This window comes from Candidatus Berkiella cookevillensis, from assembly GCF_001431315.2.
Lineage (GTDB): Bacteria > Pseudomonadota > Gammaproteobacteria > Berkiellales > Berkiellaceae > Berkiella_A > Berkiella_A cookevillensis.
The window spans coordinates 1999994-2018168 of sequence record NZ_LKHV02000001.1; the positions used below are offsets into that span (position 1 = coordinate 1999994).

Sequence of the window (18175 nt, forward strand, 5' to 3'; positions counted from 1 at the left end):
TTTAAAATATTCGCTTGGGGCGCTCTTTTGAGCATAGGTAGTTTTATGGGATTTTTGCTAGCGAATAGCATCTATCCTTTAAACACAAAAAGATTTAATGATGTTTCAACCATTATTTATGCTCAAAATACACCCATTCATATTTTTCACAGTCAAGATGAAAAACTACGCATTCATACCACGGTTGAAGAGGTAGATCCACTCTATCTCAAAATATTGTTAGAGAGAGAAGATAAATATTTTTTTTCACATCCAGGTATTAATCCCTTTGCCTTACTTCGAGCAGTCTATCAAAGAATCCAATATGGGCATGTTATTTCTGGCGGCTCCACAATTAGCATGCAAACAGCAAGACTCTTAGAGCCTCGACCCAGAAAGCTTATTTCAAAATTTATAGAATGCTTTCGTGCTTTGCAATTAGAATGGCATTTTTCTAAAAAAGAAATTCTAAATATCTATATGACTTTAGCGCCATTTGGTGGAAACATCGAGGGTGTTCATGCAGCAACAATGACTTATTTTCAAAAATCAGCAAAGCAACTCTCACCGAGTGAAATTGCGCTCTTAGTAGCACTCGTGCAATCACCCACGCGCCTTCATCCCATTCATTATCCTGAACGCGCATATCTTGCACGCAATACACTATTAGCGTTTATGGCAAAAAAACATCTGATCGATGAAGAAAATTTTAACATTCATACATTAGCAGACTTACCCAGCAGTAAAAACAAATTCCCACGTGAGATACCGCACCTTGCTTGGCGATTAAAAAAGCAATATCCCAATGATATAAAAATTCATACAACAATAGATCTTAATCTGCAAAAGAAGATTGAATTCTTACTCTCACGCTATCAACGATCTTTTCCTCCTCAAAGCAATACTGCTATTTTTATTGTAGAGCACAGAAAAAACAAACCCGTGGTATATATTGCCTCGCGCGATTTTTATAATGAAAATGATCATGGCTTTGTTGATTATATTTGTGCTTTTCGCTCACCTGGCTCTACCTTAAAGCCCTTTATCTTTGGATTGGGTTTTGATTTAGGCGTGGTTAAGCCAGAGAGCTATTTATTAGATGAGCGTCGACGTTTTGGCGCATATTACCCACGAAACTTTGATAAGAACATACATGGTGTTGTAAAAGCAGAAGAGGCACTTGCTCTGTCTTTGAATATACCTGTTGTTGATTTGTTGAATCGAATAGGCGTCATGCGTTTTTTAAGCCTTTTAAAAGAGGCGGGAATAACACCACAATTACCACGCTCTTTTGATAGTCCAAGCCTCGCCATCGCTTTAGGTGGATTAGGTCTTTCTCTGGAACAGCTTGTTAGCTTATACAGCGCTCTAGCGCGTGATGGCAAAGTAATGCCTATTTCTTATCTTGATACGCAAATCTCCAGCACAGAACACGCTCTTTTTTCTGAGCATGCAGCACAACAAGTCACTACTATTTTAAAAGTAGATTTGGAAAATAATCGCCGTTTTTCCTTAAAAACAGGCACCTCTTATGGTTATCGTGACACTTGGGTGATTGGTTACGATCAACAATATGTTATTGGTATTTGGACGGGCATACCAGATGGATCACCGATGAGTCCATTATTAGCGAGAGATCTTGTTGTACCTTTATTTCAAAAGGTTGTAGCCGTACTACCAGAAAAGGAAATGCCCTCTTTACAAAAATTTAGCTCCCCTACAATGGTGCTCAAAAAATCATCACAACATATATCCGATCAAAAAAATGTACATAAAACAGTGCCTACACTTATTTTTCCAGTTGATGATACGATTGTTGAGCTTGAAAGACAGGCATCCCAATACAAAGCCATCCCTCTTAGCGTCACTGGCGGAAAACGCCCTTATACCTGGCTGATTGATGGAAAGCCTTTATATATAGGCACCTGGAAACAAAAAGAATTTTGGATGCCAGAAAAGAATGGCTATTATACTATTACCTTGATTGATGCCAATGGGCAAACTGCCAAGGCAAATATTGAATTGAGCTCTAATCAACAGATTGCCGATGCAAGCTAAAATTTATATTTCGCTTATAAAAAATTAGCAATATATTGTGTCATGCCAGCGAAGGCTTATAAGCGTCAACTTAAGGAATTTCTGGGGTTTGATATAGAATATTGCTGCCTATTCTTCTTCTTCGTTCGCAAAGCGAACATGTTCTCACTTTGTAAAGGGAGACGCTCGTGCAGCGTAGCTGCGACGAGCAGAGGGATTTAGCTTTTTGCACTTGGCCTCCCAGCATAAATCCCCCTTGCGCACTTGTCAGTGCGCGTCCCCCTTCAAAAAGTGGGATTTTTTATTCGCTACGCTCATCGAAAGTTCTGTTAAAAATATAACTCTGTAGCTTAATCAAAAATGTGACTAAGAGACAGGGACAAGCCGCAGGACGCAGCGTAAGTAAGTAGATTACTAAAATATCAACAACATCTAGCTTTTCTGCGCATTAAATAAACGAAAATAATTTTCAGTGGTTGCCTGTGCAATTGCGTCAAAAGATGTATTGCGCAATTGAGCAATAAATTCAGCTACATGCTTTACATAAGCAGGCTGATTCATCTTTCCACGATGTGGTATGGGGGCAAGATAAGGACAGTCTGTTTCAACAAGCATTCGATCAAGCGGTACTTTCTTTGCAACATCTTGTAAAATATGTGCGGTTTTAAAAGTAACAATGCCAGAGAATGAAATATAAAAATTCAAATCAAGTGCTTTTTTTGCCATTTCCCAATCTTCTGTGAAACAATGCATCACGCCGGATGCTTTATCTGCTGCTTCACGCTTCATGATCTCAATGGTATCTGCTTTGGCTTCTCGTGTATGAATAATAAGTGGTTTTTTTAATTTTTTTGCAATCTCTATATGCTGACAAAAACGTTCTTGCTGCCAAGCTAAATCACCTTCACTGCGAAAATAATCTAAACCTGTCTCGCCAATAGCCACAATTTTGGGATGCTCAGCATATGAAGCCAGCCTCTCTACATCTAAGGGTTGCTGTGGTAATTCATTAGGGTGCAATCCGGTTGAAATACTCACGTTATCATAGCTTTGTGATATTTTGCTTAAGGTAGCATGGTCTTCTAAAGTCACAGAAACACACAGAAAATGTGTCACGCCTGCATCTTTTGCAGCCAACATTACATTATCTAAATTATTATCAAACTCTGACAAATTGAGCATGTTTAAATGGCAGTGGGAATCAACGAGCATCATATTTATTTCACATCTTATTGTTATAGTCTTTGCACATGGATTTTACTCGCAAGGGGCACAATGTAGGGTAGGCAGCCTCAAAAGATCAACGAAAAATGGCATTTTTGAGATAGCTTCTACATTGTATGCGTTGAGCGATCGGACTGCAGCAACCCAGCCAAATAGGTTTCTATTTTATTACGGATATTCGTACTTTCATCTTCTTTAAATTGCACACCAATACCACTGGCTTTGTTGCCTTGTGAACCATTAGGCGTAATCCATACAACTTTACCAGAAACAGATAATTTTTCTGTTTCTTCCATTAAGTTCAAAATCATAAATACTTCATCACCCATTTCATATGGTTTTGTTGTTGGAATAAACAATCCCCCTCCTTTCACGAAGGGCATATAACTTGCGTACAATACATATTTATCTCTAATAGTAAGAGAGAGCATGCCTGGGCGAGGCTTCTTATCCATATCATTGATGGCTTCTTCAGCACTCATTTACCCCTCCATACACTTCCAATTATACAAGTTCTGAAATAATAATAACTTATTAACCCCAGCTATTTCCTGCACTGCTTTAATAGCCTGTTGTACCTGTCTCAAGTATCGAAAACAATTTATTTGCGTGTATTTACCAGCGCTGGATTGTAATTGTCTTGCATTAAGAATGTATATATGTTCAGTCTGCTGGTTATCAATATATTTAATAAGGTCACTCACCCCATAATATATTAAGTATAGAGCTTCCAAGGCATGCTGTGACAAAATTTGCTGCAACGCAACTTCTTTTGAGATCTGCCCAAAGACAAAGCGCTCTACAATAGCATCCTTGTTCTGCCACACAGGAGAAGTTAACCACATTTTTGCTTTTTCAACATTGCCATTTGCAAGGGTATGCACTGCCTTGAGTGTTTGCTCATCGCATGACTGATCCGCAAACTGTGCTTTTAATTCAGCGATACTCTCTTGAAAGGAAGGTTCTTTAAATCGATACTGAAGACAGCGGCTGAGTATGGTCGGCAACAATAATTTTGTATTCTCAGCAATCAGAATAAAAGAACCATAGGATGGCGGTTCTTCTAGAACTTTTAATATTGCATTTTGTGAAGCACGATTTAATTTATCTGCTCTGTTTATAATGACAATTTTCTTTTGCCCATAATGTGGGGTTAGACTCAGAAAATTGATAATCTCACGTATGTCATCAATACCAACAGAAGTATCTTCATCTTCGCCTAAGCAAAAGCAATCTGGATGTGTATTATCAGTACTCTCCAAAGCTTTTTGAAATGAATAACAACTCCTGCATTGACCACAATAACCATTTGAATTTTTATTCGAGCACAACAAATACTGAGCAAAGTATTTTGCAGATGCCAATTTACCTCGTTTTTCAGCACCATAAAATAACAAGGCATGATGCAAAGTATTGGACTGTGCATGCTGCATAAAAGGCTGCAATAACTTTGAAATCTGATTTGGTTGTAGAATACCGTCCATATTATTCTGTCTGCATTATTTCATGCATGATAGACGCTAACTGCTCATGCACTGCGTGCAAGTTCTGACTTGCATCGACGATTCTAAAGCGATCTGGCTCTCTTTCGGCGAGTGCTAAATATTGATTACGAATACGCGTAAAAAAGCTAATATCTTCTTTTTCAAAGCGATCTAAGTTTTTGCGTTTTTGTATACGCGTTAATGCAACTTCAACGGGCGCATCTAAGATAATGGTATAATTTGGTTTAAAATCCCCTAATACCCAATCATTGAGCTGCAAAATAGACGCTAGTGGCTGCTGTCTGCCACCACCTTGATAAGCTAGGGTTGCATCTAAAAATCTATCGCACAAAACCCATTGATTGTTTTCAAGCGCGGGTTTGATCACATGATTCACATGTTGATATCTGCCAGCATACAATAATAAAATTTCTGTTTTGGGTAATAACACTTCATCTTTTGTTTGCAATAAAATATGGCGAATTGCTTCTGCAATGTGTGTTCCACCCGGTTCTCTTGTGCGTATAAAGTCTTTTTTATACTTTGTTAAAAGTGAAGCAAGGTAATCCATATTGGTGGATTTACCTACGCCTTCAATACCTTCTAGTGAAATAAATTTAGCAGCCTGAGCCTTACTCACTTAATACTCCTTGCGCTGGTTGCTGTAATTGATACTTTTGCACCGCTTTATTATGTTCATTCAGATTGGCAGAAAAATAGTGCGAGCCATCTCCTTTAGCCACAAAATACAAAGCTTCGCCGTTATCTGGATGCAATGCGGCTTCAATAGCATCTAATCCAGGCAATGCAATAGGCGAAGGTGGCAAATTAGGATAGACATAGGTATTAAAGGGATTATCCATTTTTAAATCTGCTTTTGTAATATTTTTAGTTTTATTGCCTAAACCATACAATACGGTGGGATCGGCTTGTAAACGCATGTTTTTAGCTAAGCGTCGATGAAAGACACCAGAAATAAGAGGACGCTCTACACTGAGCTGGCCTTCTTTTTCAATAATAGATGCCAAAATAAGCGCTTCATATGGCGTATGGATTGCAAGTATTTCAGCACGTTTCTCCCAAGCCATTGTTAAATGGCGCTGCATCGTCTGATATGCTAATTTTAATAGGGTTATATCCTGGGTCTGATCGGGAAAATAATAAGTATCAGGAAAAAAAATACCTTCTAAATAAGGATAAGGCGCATCTAATAAAGTGAGGATTTCTTTTTCACTGAGTTTTTCAAGAGTTTGGAAAATCGCTGGATGCTGCTTTAATTTTTCCAAAAAGTCCGCAAAAGTCTGACCTTCAATAATGGTAATAGCATATTGTGCAACATCGCCTATGACTAATTTATTCATTAATTGATCAGGGGTTAATTTCCCAGATAATAGATAAGTACCTGCTTTTAATTTTTTATCTGCTTTGTTTATTTTTACCCATAGCAAGAACTGTTTAGATTGGATTTCACTGAGTATATTCTGTTCTTTTAATAATGCTGCCACCCCTTTTACGCTCATACCACGTTTAATGCTCAAGGTATGCTCTGTATTTCCCAGCATCAGTGGTGCATGTGCAAACCTTAGCTCTATATAAATTGCCAAAGACACGCTCACAATAATAGCCAGACAAATTGCAGTGATCTTAGGTAGCAAAATACGTTTCCTGTTTGAGTATTGTTTGAAGCATTTTAGTTAAACTGCCAACCTTGTAAGTTTGGTGCAGCAGCCTTCGAATAGGCCAAATACCTATTATACTATTACACACAAAAATTTCTTCGGCCTTTGCTAAATCACTGGCAAATAATAGTCGCTCTTCTACAAAATATCCTTTTTTTTGCAGATAGTTTAGCAAATAAGCTCGCATCACACCGTATACACCACTGTCTTTTAAGCAAGGCGTGAAAATCTGCCCATTGATGACAACAAATAAATTACTTTTGCTGCCTTCAATAACGTTACCCTTTGCGTTGCACAATAAAACTTCCTGACACCTATTGGAAGCCTCAATGCTTGCAAGCACTTGAGATAAACGATTTAAATGTTTGATACCTGCTAATTGAGGATCAATAGGCAATACAATATTGCTCCACCCAGCCTCTATACCCTCTGTGCTGAAAGCTTCTGGATAAATAGGGTAATTACGTTGTAGCAGTATAATGTTAGGCTGCGAATTATGATGAGGTTTGTAGCCCTTACCACCCTGTCCACGTGTAATAATGAGCTTTAAGACCCAAATTGTCTGGACTCTATTTGCTTTTGCAATAAAGGCATTTACTTCGTTCAGCAAAACTTCAAAATCTATAATAGGAAAGAAAAGCTTTTCTAAACCGAGCTTCAAACGCTGAAGATGATAATTGTAGAAAATATTTTGTTGTAGGGTATCTATATTTCGGATGGTGATGGTTTCAAAGACACCATCACCATAGTGCAATCCTCTATCATAAAAAAGAGAATTGCTTTGAATACGATCTATTTTTCCATTCGCTAAAAAGCTAAATGCGTCGGAATACCAATGCTCCATTCGTTCCGCCAAAGCCGAATGAATTAGACATTGTTACTTCAAGCTTCATCTCTCTTGCATGATGAGGAACGTAATCTAAATCACATTCAGGATCAGGCTCATCAAGATTAATCGTTGGAGGAACAACTTGATCACGCAAAGCCAGAATCGAAAAAATAGCTTCTACTACACCTGCAGCCCCTAATAAATGGCCTGTCATAGATTTAGTTGAACTAATAGCTACTTTTTTAGCTTGCTCTCCCAATGCAACTTTAATCGCAAGGGTTTCACTAATATCGCCAACATGGGTTGAAGTTGCGTGTGCGTTTACATAATCAACTTGCTCAGGTGAGATACTCGCATCTTTAAGTGCAATCGTCATTGCTTGAGCTTCGCCAACACCGCCTTCAGAGGTTTGTGTAATATGATGTGCAGAACCACTCATACCAAAACCAGCGAGTTCAGCATAAATTGTAGCACCACGCTTTTTAGCATGCTCGTACTCTTCTAAAACAATTGCACCTGCGCCATCGCCAAGAACAAAACCATCACGGTTTTTATCCCAAGGCCTACTGGCTTGTTCTGGATTATCATTGTTTGTAGAGAGTGCGCGCGCAGCAGCAAATCCACCTAAGCCTAGCGGTGTACTCGCTTTCTCAGATCCGCCAGCAACCATAACGTCTGCATCACCATAGGCAATACAGCGTGCAGCAATGCCCACACTATGGCAGCCCGTAGAACATGCCGTTGCAATGGCTAAGTTAGGGCCTTTAAAACCAAAGCGAATTGATACATGACCAGAGGTAATGTTAATAATTGCGCCAGGAATAAAGAAAGGAGAAATACGACGAGGACCAGAATCACGGTAAACATCATGACTCTTTTCAATAAAGCCAAGGCCACCAATACCAGAACCCATAGAAACACCACATCGTTCAGGGTTTTCAGGTTGCGTTAGTCCTGCATCTTCAATGGCTCGAACTGCCGCAGCATATCCATATTGCACAAAGTCATCCATCTTACGTGCATCTTTAATAGAGATGCCATAATTTAAAGGATCGAAACCACGTACAAGGCCACCGATACGAGCGCTGAATTCAGACACATCGAGAGTATCAATAAGACCAATACCGCTTTTCCCCGCCAAAATAGCGCGCCAAGCAGTTTCTACTTCATTGCCTACAGGCGATATAATTCCTAATCCGGTTACAACAACGCGTCGCATTCTAGTCATTCGTTCCTCTGATTGATGTAAAAGAAAAAAGCTGCCTATTACAACAGCTTCTCGTCTTTAAATTAATTTATGAGGATTTTTTAAGGTGCTCTTCAATATAACGAATCGCATCACGCAAGGTGGTGATTTTTTCTGCTTCTTCATCTGGAATTTCAATTTTGAATTCATCTTCCAGCGCCATTACCATTTCAACGGTATCTAATGAATCCGCGCCTAAATCATCCACGAATTTTGACTCTGGTTGAACTTTATCACGCTCAAGGCCTAATTGTTCAACAATGATATCTGTGACTCGCTCTTCAATACTAGTCATAACTTCTTGTTCCCCAGCCATAGTTAACTACGCTCCAAAAATAAGTTACAAAACAAACACTGCTCAAGAAAACTTCTTTGCACAATAATGAGGGCAAATCCTAGCAGAATTATACAAATCACGCTAGTTGCAATCGTCAATATAGTTAATTAACTATATCAATCCATTAGCATGCCACCATTCACGTGCAAGGTTTCTCCTGTAATGTAACGTGCCTGATCAGAGGCTAAAAAGCCTACACAATTTGCAACTTCTTCCACCTGCCCCCAGCGACCTAATGGAATTGCCTGCAAGAGTGCTTGCTGTTGTGCCTCTGTTAATTGATCTGTCATATCTGTTTGAATAAAACCAGGTGCAACCACATTGACGGTAATATCCCTAGATCCAACCTCTTTCGCCAATGATTTTGAAAAAGCAATGACGCCTGCTTTAGTCGCAGCATAATTTGCTTGACCCGGGTTGCCCATCACACCAACAACAGAACTAATGGAAATAATGCGCCCCCACTTTGCTTTAATCATGCCACGCAAACATGCTTTGGTCAGCTGATAAACCCCCGTTAAATTGGTTCTTAGGGTAGCATCCCATTCTTCATCTTTCATGCGCATTAATAAATTATCACGTGTAATGCCCGCATTGTTAATTAATATTTGGACAGGGCCAAGTTCAGTTGTAATTTTTTTAATGGTTTCTTGAATGGCTTCTGCATTATCTACATCCAAGGCTACACCATAGCCCTTTAAACCATTTTGCTCTAAATAAGCTGAAATTTTTGCAGCACCTTCTGGGGTAGTTGCACTCCCAATAACGGTTGCCCCCATTTTACCCAATATCAATGCAATGGCTTGACCAATACCACGGCTTGCACCACTTACAAATGCTACTTTCTCTTCTAAAGAGGATAATTGCCACATGAGACTATCTCGCTTATGTTATAGTTATAGTCACAGCGCATGTTTTTTCGAGTAAGCGTCAAGCCTCGAGCAACCGGGATGTATACATAAATACAAGAGGATTGCGAGAGGCGAAAACAACACCCTCGAAAAAGCATGCGCGAAAACTACGATAAATGATTTTGTGCTTCTTCAAATAAAGCCATTGTTTCTAAAGAAAGACTTTGCACATTACCATCAATGCGCTTAATCAGTCCTCCAAGTACTTTGCCTGGGCCACATTCAACAAAGGTATCTATACCTTCTTTTACTAAAGCTTCAATTGACTCTACCCATCTTACAGGCTGATATAATTGTTTCACTAATGCCGTTTGCATGGCCTCTTGCGTCTCATGAGCTTGCACATCCACATTATGAAGCAAGGTAATTTTTGGAGCTGCCAAAGTAATTGCTTCAGATTGCATATAGTGCTGTAACTGCTCAGCTGCAGGCTTCATCAGTTGGCAATGCGATGGAACGGAAACCGGAAGTGCTAATGCTCTTTTTGCACCTTGTGATTTTGCCAAACTCATTAAGGCATCAACGGCGTGTTTTTCACCCGCAACAACGGTTTGCTCTGGCGAATTAAAATTGACAGCTTCACATAAGCCTATTGTGATTTGTTTACAGAGCGCAACAACATCTGATGCAGACATGCCTAATATAGCTGCCATAGCACCTTGGCCTTGTGGAACAGCTGCTTGCATGAATTGGCCACGCTTTTGTACAAGGGCAACCGCCTGAGAAAAGGACAAAGAACCCGCACATACCAAAGCACTATATTCACCCAAACTATGGCCAATCATAAATCGTGGCCTTAAACTTGTATGTTCTTGCCATAATCGCCAGAGCGCAACAGAAGCCGTTAATAACAAGGGCTGTGTCCATTGGGTGTCATTCAGTGTATCTTCTGGGCCATTCTGACATAAATCCCATAGATTTTGTCCTAAAACATCACTTGCTTCTTCAAAGCATTGCCTAACCAAAGACTCTTGCTCAAAGGTCTTCAACATGCCAATTTTCTGCGAGCCTTGCCCAGGAAAAACAAAGGCAAAATTTGATTTCATGATTACCTCATTCATTACTGATGATTTTTCAATGCTGACTACAAGCATAACTGTCTGCACTAGACATCAGATTTTCTCTCACAGTTCACACAGTGAACATTTTCCCCTCTACCAATTTTGGGAGAGGGTGCCCACAGGGCGAGTGAGGGTTAAATAATTTGATATAAATATTATTTCTTTCAAATTCTAAGAGAAAACTCTCTTAAACTTTGTTGCTAGATTGTTTAAATTCAACCCTCACCCGGCTTTCAGCCACCCTCTCCCAAAATTGGTAGAGGGGTTATGATTCGCTTCACTCATCAAAAGAAATGATCTTAGCAAGCCTAAAAGCAAAGTGAGAAGAATACTAAAACTTAATTAAGGCCGATCCCCAAGTCAAACCTGCGCCAAAGGCTTCGCACAAGAGTGTTTGACCTCGTTTAATACGACCATCTCTCACCGCAACATCTAAGGCAAGTGGAATAGAGGCGCTGGAAGTATTACTGTGCTCACCCACCGTTAAGATGACCTTCTCTAAAGGTACACCTAACTTTTCGGCGGTTGCTTTAATGATGCGAATATTTGCCTGATGCGGGACAAGCCAATCAATATCATGCTCTCCCAATTGGTGTTTACTTTTAATTTCTTCTACCAATTCACCCAAGCGGGTCACAGCAACTTTAAAAACTTTTTTACCATCCATTTTTACATATGGGTAAAAATCAGAAATAGGTAAACTCGGTGTATCTGTTTTTTCAACCTCAGGCATCATGCCTGTATGATCAGCTAATTGTATGTTATCAACAGACAATATCTCATCTTGATTACCATCAGCATACAAATAAGTCGATAAGACACCTGGTTCTTCACTACCTTCTAGCAATACACAGCCAGCCCCGTCTCCAAATAAAACACAGGTGCTTCTATCGGACCAATTAATGAGGCGACTCATCATTTCTGCGCCTACCACTAAAGCACATTTGATTTGTCCTGTTTTTATGAATTGATCGGCAATACTCAATGCATAAATAAATCCTGTACAGGCTGCTTGCACATCAAAAGCAGGACAATTGTGCGTAATACCAAGTTGTTTTTGAATAAAACATGCTGTAGAAGGAAAAATTTTATCAGGAGCGCCGGTTGCCACAATAATCATATCGATTTCTTGTGTAGACTTTCCAGCAGCCTCAAGTGCACGCTTAGCAGCTTGCGTCCCCATGTATGCACTGGTTTCATGAGAGGAAGCAATATGACGAGATTGTATCCCTGTTCTGTCTAAGATCCATTCTGACGATGTTTCGACGCGCTTTTCCCAATCATCATTGCTCATTACCTTTTTAGGCAAATAGCTGCCAGTACCACAGATACGACTATACATTTTGTGCTCTCTTACGGGCTCCTAAGGTTTTCTCAACTTCAACACGAATACGCTCAGGAATATTATGAGTAACTTCAACGATTGCTTCTAAAATAGCATGTTTATAACTATCTTTTTCAGCATTTCCATGGCTTTTGATAACAATGCCATTTAATCCCAAAAAGGTAGCACCGTTATATTGGCTTGGTTCAGCACGCGCAGCGATTTTCTTCAAGACAGGCAATGCAATAAAGGCTGCAAAACGCGCATACCAACCATCGGTAAAGGCTCGTTTAATAGTGCGAATAAGCATGTCAGCAACACCTTCACTGCATTTGAGTGCAACATTACCAACAAAACCATCACAGACTACAACATCTGCCACACCTTGATACATATTAGTACCTTCTACAAAGCCAACATAATTAAGCCCACTCTCTTCTAATAATTGAGCGGCTTTTTTCACTGCTTCGCTGCCTTTAATGGCTTCTGAACCAATATTTAAGAGTCCTACTTTGGGCTTAGGGATATTATCAACGCCTTGCGCTAAGATAGATCCCATCACCGCAAATTGAAATAAATGCTCTGCTTCACAATCTACATTGGCACCCAAATCAAGCATCCGCATACGACCCATTTTCTTCTGATCTACATTAATCGGCATTGGATAAACAATTGCTGGCCTATCAATACCTGGTAATGTTTTTAAAACAAATCGCGCAATAGCCATGAGTGCGCCTGTATTACCAGCGCTCACACAGGCATGTGCTTTTTGCTCTTTAACCAGATTAATTGCGACACGCATAGAAGAATCGCGCTTTGAGCGCAATGCAAATGCAGGTGACTCATCCATCAAAACTTGTTGTGTTGTATGATGAATGGTTAATTGAGAATGTGCTTTAACCGCATGCTTAGCAAGTTCTTGCTCAATGCGAGCTTCATCTCCCACTAAAATGAGATGTAAATTTGGATAGTTTTTGATAACGTCCAGGGCAGCTGGGATAACGACTCTTGGGCCATGATCCCCCCCCATTGCGTCCAAAGCAATACAAATTGTATTAACAGGACTATTCTTCATCTGCATCCATAGGTGTATCAATCACTTGACGTCCACGGTAATAACCATCTGCGGTTACGTGATGTCTACGATGTGTTTCACCAGATTCAGAATCAATAGATAACGTAGGCTTAGTAACTTTATCATGAGTACGACGTTTATCTCTTCTGCTACGAGATACCTTATCTTTTTGTACGGCCATTTCAATATCCTCTTTTTATTAAGATTTAAGTTTTATCAAGATCATTCATCAAGTTTTTAAAAGGAAAAATTTTCTCTTCTTCCGTTTTTTCTATTTCAGCTTCTTTAGGCTGAACCAAAGCACACGGATGTGTATGCTTAGGCGTCATCGGTAAAGCCAAATGTAATTCTTCTGTAAGCCAAGCCAACAAACTAATCGTTTCATCGTTTAGCAAAAGTGGCTCATATTGTTCTGGCAATTCTTTCGCCGCTTCAATAGAAATAACTGGACTCACACAAATGTCTTGAGAAATTTGGTAATCAAACGCCTCTAAACATCGCTGACATGTTAAAAGCAAGCTGCCTGAAAAATGCCCTTCTATCGTTGGAATGCCTTCGGCATCGATGCCAAACTCTAAGGCTACCGTTAAAACACGGTCTGCTGGTTGAACATTATCAAGCCCCAAACCAGTTAATTCGCTAACAAAAACATTAGCCGTCAAAACATGGCCTTTCTGATTATCTTGGCATAATTTCAATGGGTTAATGATTTTGGGCAGTTCATTAGGTAACATAAGGCGACAATAATATCGCCTCGCCTGCATAGAGTCAAAATAGAAAGTAATATTCGTTCATTTTATCGTAAAAACAGATTATAGTTGGTTAAATCACATGAAAATTGTTCTGGCATCTAGCTCCCCCTATAGAAAAGCGCTTTTAGAAAGACTAAAAATCGAATTTACAGTCGCAAACCCGGACATTAATGAAGATTTAGCCATTGAATCCCACCAAGCACTGGTAGAAACTTTATCTGTTCAAAAAGCACAACACGTTGGCATGCTACATCCAAATGCCTTCTGTATTGGCTGCGATACAATCGCAACGATGGGAAAAATACGGCTGGGCAAACCCCTTAATTTTGAAACAGCAATGCAACAGCTACTTTCTATGAGTGGCCAAACCATACATTTTTATACCGGCATTGCCCTTCACTGCGCATCCAAAAATACATTATTTAAAAAGACTATTATCACAGAAGTGCTCTTTAGAAAATTGACACCCGCCATGATTACACATTACTTAAATGCCGAAGAACCCTATCAAAGCTGTGGCGCTTTCAAGTCTGAAACCTTAGGAACAGCTCTCATTCAAAAATGTCAAAGCGACGATCCAACGGCCATTATTGGTTTACCTTTGATTACTTTATGCGATATGTTTGAGCAAGCAGGTGTGTCAATTTTTGGAGGAGAACGAGTATATTAAGGGTGATTTATGCAGAGAATTTAAGGTCAAACAGCTAAATTTCTCTTTGCATTATTCATACTATATATCGCCAACACCTTCTCTATCTATAAATGAGCATAGCGAATGATTTTTTCCTCTCCCAAAATTGGTAGAGGGAAAAATATTCGCTTTGCGAACCCAGAATGTACATAGAGGGACATGAGGATTACGAGAAGACGAAGCCTCCCCCTACATTGTGCCCCTTACGGGTAAAATTCATGTGGAAAGAGTATATTATTGGACAAATTCACCAGGTGCCCTATCCCCCACCATACTATTATTTTCTTTTGTGAGTTTCTCAATGTATAAATTAAACAATTCTGATACATTTTGGTCGTCAGGCATGGTTGCTAACATGCGCTTGTAACGCATCACTTCATTTGTCAAATCCGTAATGCTAACATTCCATTCTTGATAAGTTTGATCAATCATTGCTTTTACTTTTTCATGATCTTGTTTGACAAATTCCCAAATGGAATAATTACGCGCTGTCTTTTTATCCCAGTCAACTACTTCAATTTTAGCTCTTAATAAAGCATCCATATGCTCCAAAAATAATTTTTTCGTTAATTCATACTCAAAAAAGAAATCACCCAAAATCATTGTAATCATAGCGGGATAATCATCTAGCATGTTATCTGGAATGATTTTGGCATCAATGTTCATTCTTAAGAGTGCCGCTTGGTAATAAAAAGTCGCCTTAGGAATATTTTTTTCACCGTAATAATATGCAGACATGCCCGCTAAAAACAAAGGTGATACTTTGTCCAGATGTGTTTCTAACTGCTCAACAAAACCTTGATTAAAATTAACACCAAATACTTTTACACCGCCTTCTAATATGTGACCAGGCGGTGTCATCGCCTCTGGTTCTGTCACAGAGATAGTAGGTACAGCAGCGGTCGCTGTAGAAGCATATACAGCTCTATCTATGGCAACAACGCTGAAAAACACCGCCAAACAACTAGAAACGAATTTACCAATCCATAAAGACATATCATTAATCCAAGTTTTATCATTAGGACTATAAAAAATATAGCAAAGAATACAAAATATGGAGTATATAAATTTGCTCAAATACGTTATGGTGATACGACACCTAGTCTTATATTCAAGCACACAATTAATACATGAAAGTAAATCGACTGATCAGCATCGCAGCAGGAGCAACTTTAAGTAGCATTGGCCTACTCACAGGCCTCGCGGTTGGCTGGTTACCTGCATTCATTTTATCGATGATTGGAATGGGCTCACTCTTTCATTTTTTAATGGCTATTTTAGGATTAAGCGCAGGCTTCTTAATCTATGTAAAAGCCTCTAAATATTTTAACTGCTGGCCAATGTATAGCCCCCCTCCATCAAGCATACAACAAATGCTTAATTTAGTGCGTAGTGTGCCTCAAGAAAGCTTATATGAAGATGCAAAAACAGCTATCCGAAAAATTGAAGCTGAACTTGCTTTGCAATACCAACACGGATGGAAAAACTTTAAGGTTGAGTTCACAAACGAAACCTCAGATCTTTCGCACTCTGCCACAAACACACTTTTAAGGCCTCTACATGATCTGTTACCTCAAAGCCCAGAAGAAGGTGTAGCTACATCTACTGTATTAACCAAAATTTCTAACTGGACATCTTCAAAACGCAAACATTCTTAAGGTTTTTATTAAAAATAATTTGACTAAATAACTACCTATGCTACCATGCTGGCCTCATTGAAATAACTTCGAGGTTATTGTGCCCTCCACCACGCCAACATATTTATTTTGTTTTGATTTCGATAACACTTTAGTAAAAGGACATTTCCATAATCAACTCTGTGGTTTAAATGTAAGCCCCGGCAAAGCGACGCCCGAACAAATCGAATCACTCATTAAAAAATTCGGCATTTTAAATAAAGATGAGCTACTCAAAACGTTTAAGAAAATTTTAGAAAATGGCCACAAAATAGCTATTACTACTTGGTCAGATTACCCTGAAGTGGTTGTACCCACTTTAAAACATATCGGTCTTAACGAAACAGAAATAAAACAAATTTATATCGCCAGTGGACTGCCAGAAAATCAAGCTCTACGCAAAGAAACACATATCGAAGGCGCTAAAAAACATTTTTCGATACAAGATAATGCATATGTTGTACTGATTGATGACGATCAAATGAACGTATTACATGCACAGAAAAATGGTCAACTCGGTATTCTAGTAGACGCAGATGACAATGATGCTTTGTATCTAAAACAAGTCCAAAGCATGCTCACTGGAAAGAGAATAACCCCAGCAGCAAAACAATCCAGAAGCAATCCCCGTCAATGGTTGATAGCCATAATAGCTGGCATAGCAGTTGGTCTTACAGCATGGTATATGGGGGCAATACTTTGGATGGCAGTGACAGCAGCAATATTAACCACAAGCATTACAACGCTTGTACAAAAATATTTTTTCGCGCCCAAAGAGGTAACGCCATTGGTAACGGCACCTGCTAAACCTGCTCAAATACAAAAACCAGTTGTAAAACCTTCTGTTTCATCGAAACCAACACCCAAACCAATCATAAAAAAGCATATCCATCCAAATAATGCGCCGGATAATACTCAAAAAAATGCTTCAATTTGCACTTTTGCACAAGTAAGAGATGCGTCCTCAACCACTCAAGGTAATATCATTTCTATCAATGGTTTACCCTTTTATCAATCATCAGGAGATAATTCTGCTTTTCCCGATACTTGGTTCCCCTTTTTCGGTTGTCTAGAAAATGATCTTAATGTATTGAGAAAAAAAGGTTGGTACATAAAGATAAATCATTATTATCCAACGCCAGCGCATCAAATACCCAAAGACATTGAGAGAAAAATGAATGAATTATTTCCTTCTTATGGCTCTTGTAACGCAGGCAGAGAGCTTTTAAACCGTTTCTATAATATGCCCTGTTTATTACTCTCTTCATGGTTAGGTGGCGGCTTATGGAAAGAAGAACGCGGTCAGAAACTTAAAGCATTTCTGCAAGAGCAATATCCTAGCTTCTATAAAAATTTACCAGCACCTGCACCTACATTTCTAAGTGCGCAACCAATGAAAACAATGGAAGAAGTAAATCAATGGTTGTGCCAAAAAGCACAAGTACAAAAGATTGAGGATTTAAAAGACAAACTACCTATGCAAATCATAAGCATGAAAATACAAGATGGAGCAACAGAAAAAAAAACGCCAGTAAGAAAGAAAGTGTGTATTGCAGAGCTAGACAGCATGGAAGGTCAAAGGTTGTACAACGTACGATATAAGCTACAAACCCAAGGAAAAAGCCCTTGTCCTGCTCGAGCCGATGGAGAGCAATCACTTAGAAGATATCATCTCAAACGTAAAAATATTGCACATATGCAATAAAAAAGGGGCTAAAACTAATGCTCTGTCCGTTAAGTAGATTGGCATTACTCTATGTCTCTTTTTTCGCATAGGTCAATGCAAAGTAAATTAATAAAATTTCGGATGAGCACAGCGAATCAGTTTTCTTTCTTTGTTGTCAAAGAAAGAGGCATCTTTAGATGCAGA

At 39.1% G+C, this 18175-nt stretch carries 19 protein-coding genes; 4 read left to right on the top strand and 15 right to left on the bottom strand.

Features of this window, described 5'->3' with window-relative positions:
- Positions 1-27 precede the first annotated feature (27 nt).
- The gene (pbpC, locus tag CC99x_RS08560) at positions 28-2037 is read left to right on the top strand and encodes a penicillin-binding protein 1C (RefSeq protein ID WP_259596656.1); all 2010 of its coding nucleotides are present in this window, start codon (positions 28-30) and stop codon (positions 2035-2037) included.
- A gap of 411 nt (positions 2038-2448) precedes the next feature.
- Here the strand turns inward: pbpC and CC99x_RS08565 are convergent, their stop codons facing one another.
- From CC99x_RS08565 to CC99x_RS08630, 14 genes are all read right to left on the bottom strand, one after another.
- Complete coding sequence (locus CC99x_RS08565; protein ID WP_445971457.1) at positions 2449-3231, bottom strand: TatD family hydrolase; 783 nt, start codon at positions 3229-3231, stop codon at positions 2449-2451.
- A 116-nt stretch (positions 3232-3347) separates the two neighbouring features.
- Positions 3348-3695, bottom strand: a complete 348-nt coding sequence (locus CC99x_RS08570; protein WP_057624042.1) for a PilZ domain-containing protein — start codon at positions 3693-3695, stop codon at positions 3348-3350.
- Between the two features lie 27 nt (positions 3696-3722).
- Positions 3723-4724 (bottom strand): DNA polymerase III subunit, encoded by a 1002-nt coding sequence (locus tag CC99x_RS08575; protein ID WP_057623995.1) that lies wholly within the window; start codon positions 4722-4724, stop codon positions 3723-3725.
- Between the two features lies 1 nt (position 4725).
- The gene (gene tmk / locus CC99x_RS08580; protein ID WP_077065354.1) at positions 4726-5364 is read right to left on the bottom strand and encodes a dTMP kinase; all 639 of its coding nucleotides are present in this window, start codon (positions 5362-5364) and stop codon (positions 4726-4728) included.
- Positions 5357-6379 (bottom strand): endolytic transglycosylase MltG, encoded by a 1023-nt coding sequence (gene mltG, locus CC99x_RS08585; RefSeq protein ID WP_057623996.1) that lies wholly within the window; start codon positions 6377-6379, stop codon positions 5357-5359. Before mltG ends, tmk begins: the two co-directional genes overlap by 8 nt.
- Positions 6369-7247: an aminodeoxychorismate lyase gene (pabC, locus tag CC99x_RS08590; protein ID WP_057623997.1), complete on the bottom strand. Its 879-nt coding sequence runs from the start codon at positions 7245-7247 to the stop codon at positions 6369-6371. The genes mltG and pabC overlap by 11 nt, the downstream gene beginning before the upstream one ends.
- Positions 7219-8460: a beta-ketoacyl-ACP synthase II gene (gene fabF, locus CC99x_RS08595; RefSeq protein ID WP_200953419.1), complete on the bottom strand. Its 1242-nt coding sequence runs from the start codon at positions 8458-8460 to the stop codon at positions 7219-7221. Before fabF ends, pabC begins: the two co-directional genes overlap by 29 nt.
- A 67-nt stretch (positions 8461-8527) precedes the next feature.
- A complete protein-coding gene (gene acpP / locus CC99x_RS08600) occupies positions 8528-8773 on the bottom strand; it encodes an acyl carrier protein (RefSeq protein WP_057624044.1) in 246 nt (81 codons plus the stop codon).
- A 158-nt stretch (positions 8774-8931) separates the two neighbouring features.
- A complete protein-coding gene (gene fabG / locus CC99x_RS08605; RefSeq protein WP_057623999.1) occupies positions 8932-9687 on the bottom strand; it encodes a 3-oxoacyl-ACP reductase FabG in 756 nt (251 codons plus the stop codon).
- Between the two features lie 146 nt (positions 9688-9833).
- Entirely contained in the window at positions 9834-10772 is a 939-nt protein-coding gene (gene fabD / locus CC99x_RS08610; RefSeq protein ID WP_057624045.1) for an ACP S-malonyltransferase, read from the bottom strand.
- A 346-nt stretch (positions 10773-11118) separates the two neighbouring features.
- A complete protein-coding gene (locus CC99x_RS08615; protein WP_057624000.1) occupies positions 11119-12129 on the bottom strand; it encodes a beta-ketoacyl-ACP synthase III in 1011 nt (336 codons plus the stop codon).
- The gene (plsX, locus tag CC99x_RS08620; protein ID WP_057624001.1) at positions 12122-13186 is read right to left on the bottom strand and encodes a phosphate acyltransferase PlsX; all 1065 of its coding nucleotides are present in this window, start codon (positions 13184-13186) and stop codon (positions 12122-12124) included. The genes CC99x_RS08615 and plsX overlap by 8 nt, the downstream gene beginning before the upstream one ends.
- Positions 13176-13367, bottom strand: a complete 192-nt coding sequence (rpmF, locus tag CC99x_RS08625) for a 50S ribosomal protein L32 (protein ID WP_057624002.1) — start codon at positions 13365-13367, stop codon at positions 13176-13178. The genes plsX and rpmF overlap by 11 nt, the downstream gene beginning before the upstream one ends.
- 25 nt (positions 13368-13392) lie before the next feature.
- Positions 13393-13920 (bottom strand): YceD family protein, encoded by a 528-nt coding sequence (locus CC99x_RS08630; protein WP_057624003.1) that lies wholly within the window; start codon positions 13918-13920, stop codon positions 13393-13395.
- A gap of 97 nt (positions 13921-14017) precedes the next feature.
- Between CC99x_RS08630 and CC99x_RS08635 the strand changes: the two genes are divergently transcribed.
- Positions 14018-14608 (top strand): Maf family protein, encoded by a 591-nt coding sequence (locus CC99x_RS08635; protein ID WP_057624004.1) that lies wholly within the window; start codon positions 14018-14020, stop codon positions 14606-14608.
- Positions 14609-14863: 255 nt separating this feature from the next.
- On the opposite strand, the gene CC99x_RS08640 is transcribed toward CC99x_RS08635, so the two are convergent.
- Positions 14864-15625, bottom strand: a complete 762-nt coding sequence (locus CC99x_RS08640) for a hypothetical protein (RefSeq protein ID WP_057624005.1) — start codon at positions 15623-15625, stop codon at positions 14864-14866.
- Positions 15626-15759: 134 nt separating this feature from the next.
- On the opposite strand from CC99x_RS08640, the gene CC99x_RS08645 reads away from it, so the two are divergent.
- Together CC99x_RS08645 and CC99x_RS08650 are read left to right on the top strand one after the other, a co-directional pair.
- Positions 15760-16287: a hypothetical protein gene (locus tag CC99x_RS08645; RefSeq protein WP_057624006.1), complete on the top strand. Its 528-nt coding sequence runs from the start codon at positions 15760-15762 to the stop codon at positions 16285-16287.
- Between the two features lie 79 nt (positions 16288-16366).
- The gene (locus CC99x_RS08650) at positions 16367-18010 is read left to right on the top strand and encodes a hypothetical protein (RefSeq protein WP_057624007.1); all 1644 of its coding nucleotides are present in this window, start codon (positions 16367-16369) and stop codon (positions 18008-18010) included.
- The last annotated feature ends 165 nt before the right edge of the window (positions 18011-18175 follow it).

What these genes read in the sequence shown, in the direction of transcription:
- CC99x_RS08565 (WP_445971457.1), bottom strand. Translation starts at nt 3,231, where the DNA reads ATGATGCTCGTTGATTCCCACTGCCATTTAAACATGCTCAATTTGTCA.
- CC99x_RS08570 (WP_057624042.1), bottom strand. Translation starts at nt 3,695, where the DNA reads ATGGATAAGAAGCCTCGCCCAGGCATGCTCTCTCTTACTATTAGAGAT.
- CC99x_RS08575 (WP_057623995.1), bottom strand. Translation starts at nt 4,724, where the DNA reads ATGGACGGTATTCTACAACCAAATCAGATTTCAAAGTTATTGCAGCCT.
- pabC (WP_057623997.1), bottom strand. Translation starts at nt 7,247, where the DNA reads ATGGAGCATTGGTATTCCGACGCATTTAGCTTTTTAGCGAATGGAAAA.
- fabF (WP_200953419.1), bottom strand. Translation starts at nt 8,460, where the DNA reads ATGACTAGAATGCGACGCGTTGTTGTAACCGGATTAGGAATTATATCG.
- acpP (WP_057624044.1), bottom strand. Translation starts at nt 8,773, where the DNA reads ATGACTAGTATTGAAGAGCGAGTCACAGATATCATTGTTGAACAATTA.
- fabG (WP_057623999.1), bottom strand. Translation starts at nt 9,687, where the DNA reads ATGTGGCAATTATCCTCTTTAGAAGAGAAAGTAGCATTTGTAAGTGGT.
- fabD (WP_057624045.1), bottom strand. Translation starts at nt 10,772, where the DNA reads ATGAAATCAAATTTTGCCTTTGTTTTTCCTGGGCAAGGCTCGCAGAAA.
- CC99x_RS08615 (WP_057624000.1), bottom strand. Translation starts at nt 12,129, where the DNA reads ATGTATAGTCGTATCTGTGGTACTGGCAGCTATTTGCCTAAAAAGGTA.
- plsX (WP_057624001.1), bottom strand. Translation starts at nt 13,186, where the DNA reads ATGAAGAATAGTCCTGTTAATACAATTTGTATTGCTTTGGACGCAATG.
- rpmF (WP_057624002.1), bottom strand. Translation starts at nt 13,367, where the DNA reads ATGGCCGTACAAAAAGATAAGGTATCTCGTAGCAGAAGAGATAAACGT.
- CC99x_RS08630 (WP_057624003.1), bottom strand. Translation starts at nt 13,920, where the DNA reads ATGTTACCTAATGAACTGCCCAAAATCATTAACCCATTGAAATTATGC.
- CC99x_RS08635 (WP_057624004.1), top strand. Translation starts at nt 14,018, where the DNA reads ATGAAAATTGTTCTGGCATCTAGCTCCCCCTATAGAAAAGCGCTTTTA.
- CC99x_RS08640 (WP_057624005.1), bottom strand. Translation starts at nt 15,625, where the DNA reads ATGTCTTTATGGATTGGTAAATTCGTTTCTAGTTGTTTGGCGGTGTTT.
- CC99x_RS08645 (WP_057624006.1), top strand. Translation starts at nt 15,760, where the DNA reads ATGAAAGTAAATCGACTGATCAGCATCGCAGCAGGAGCAACTTTAAGT.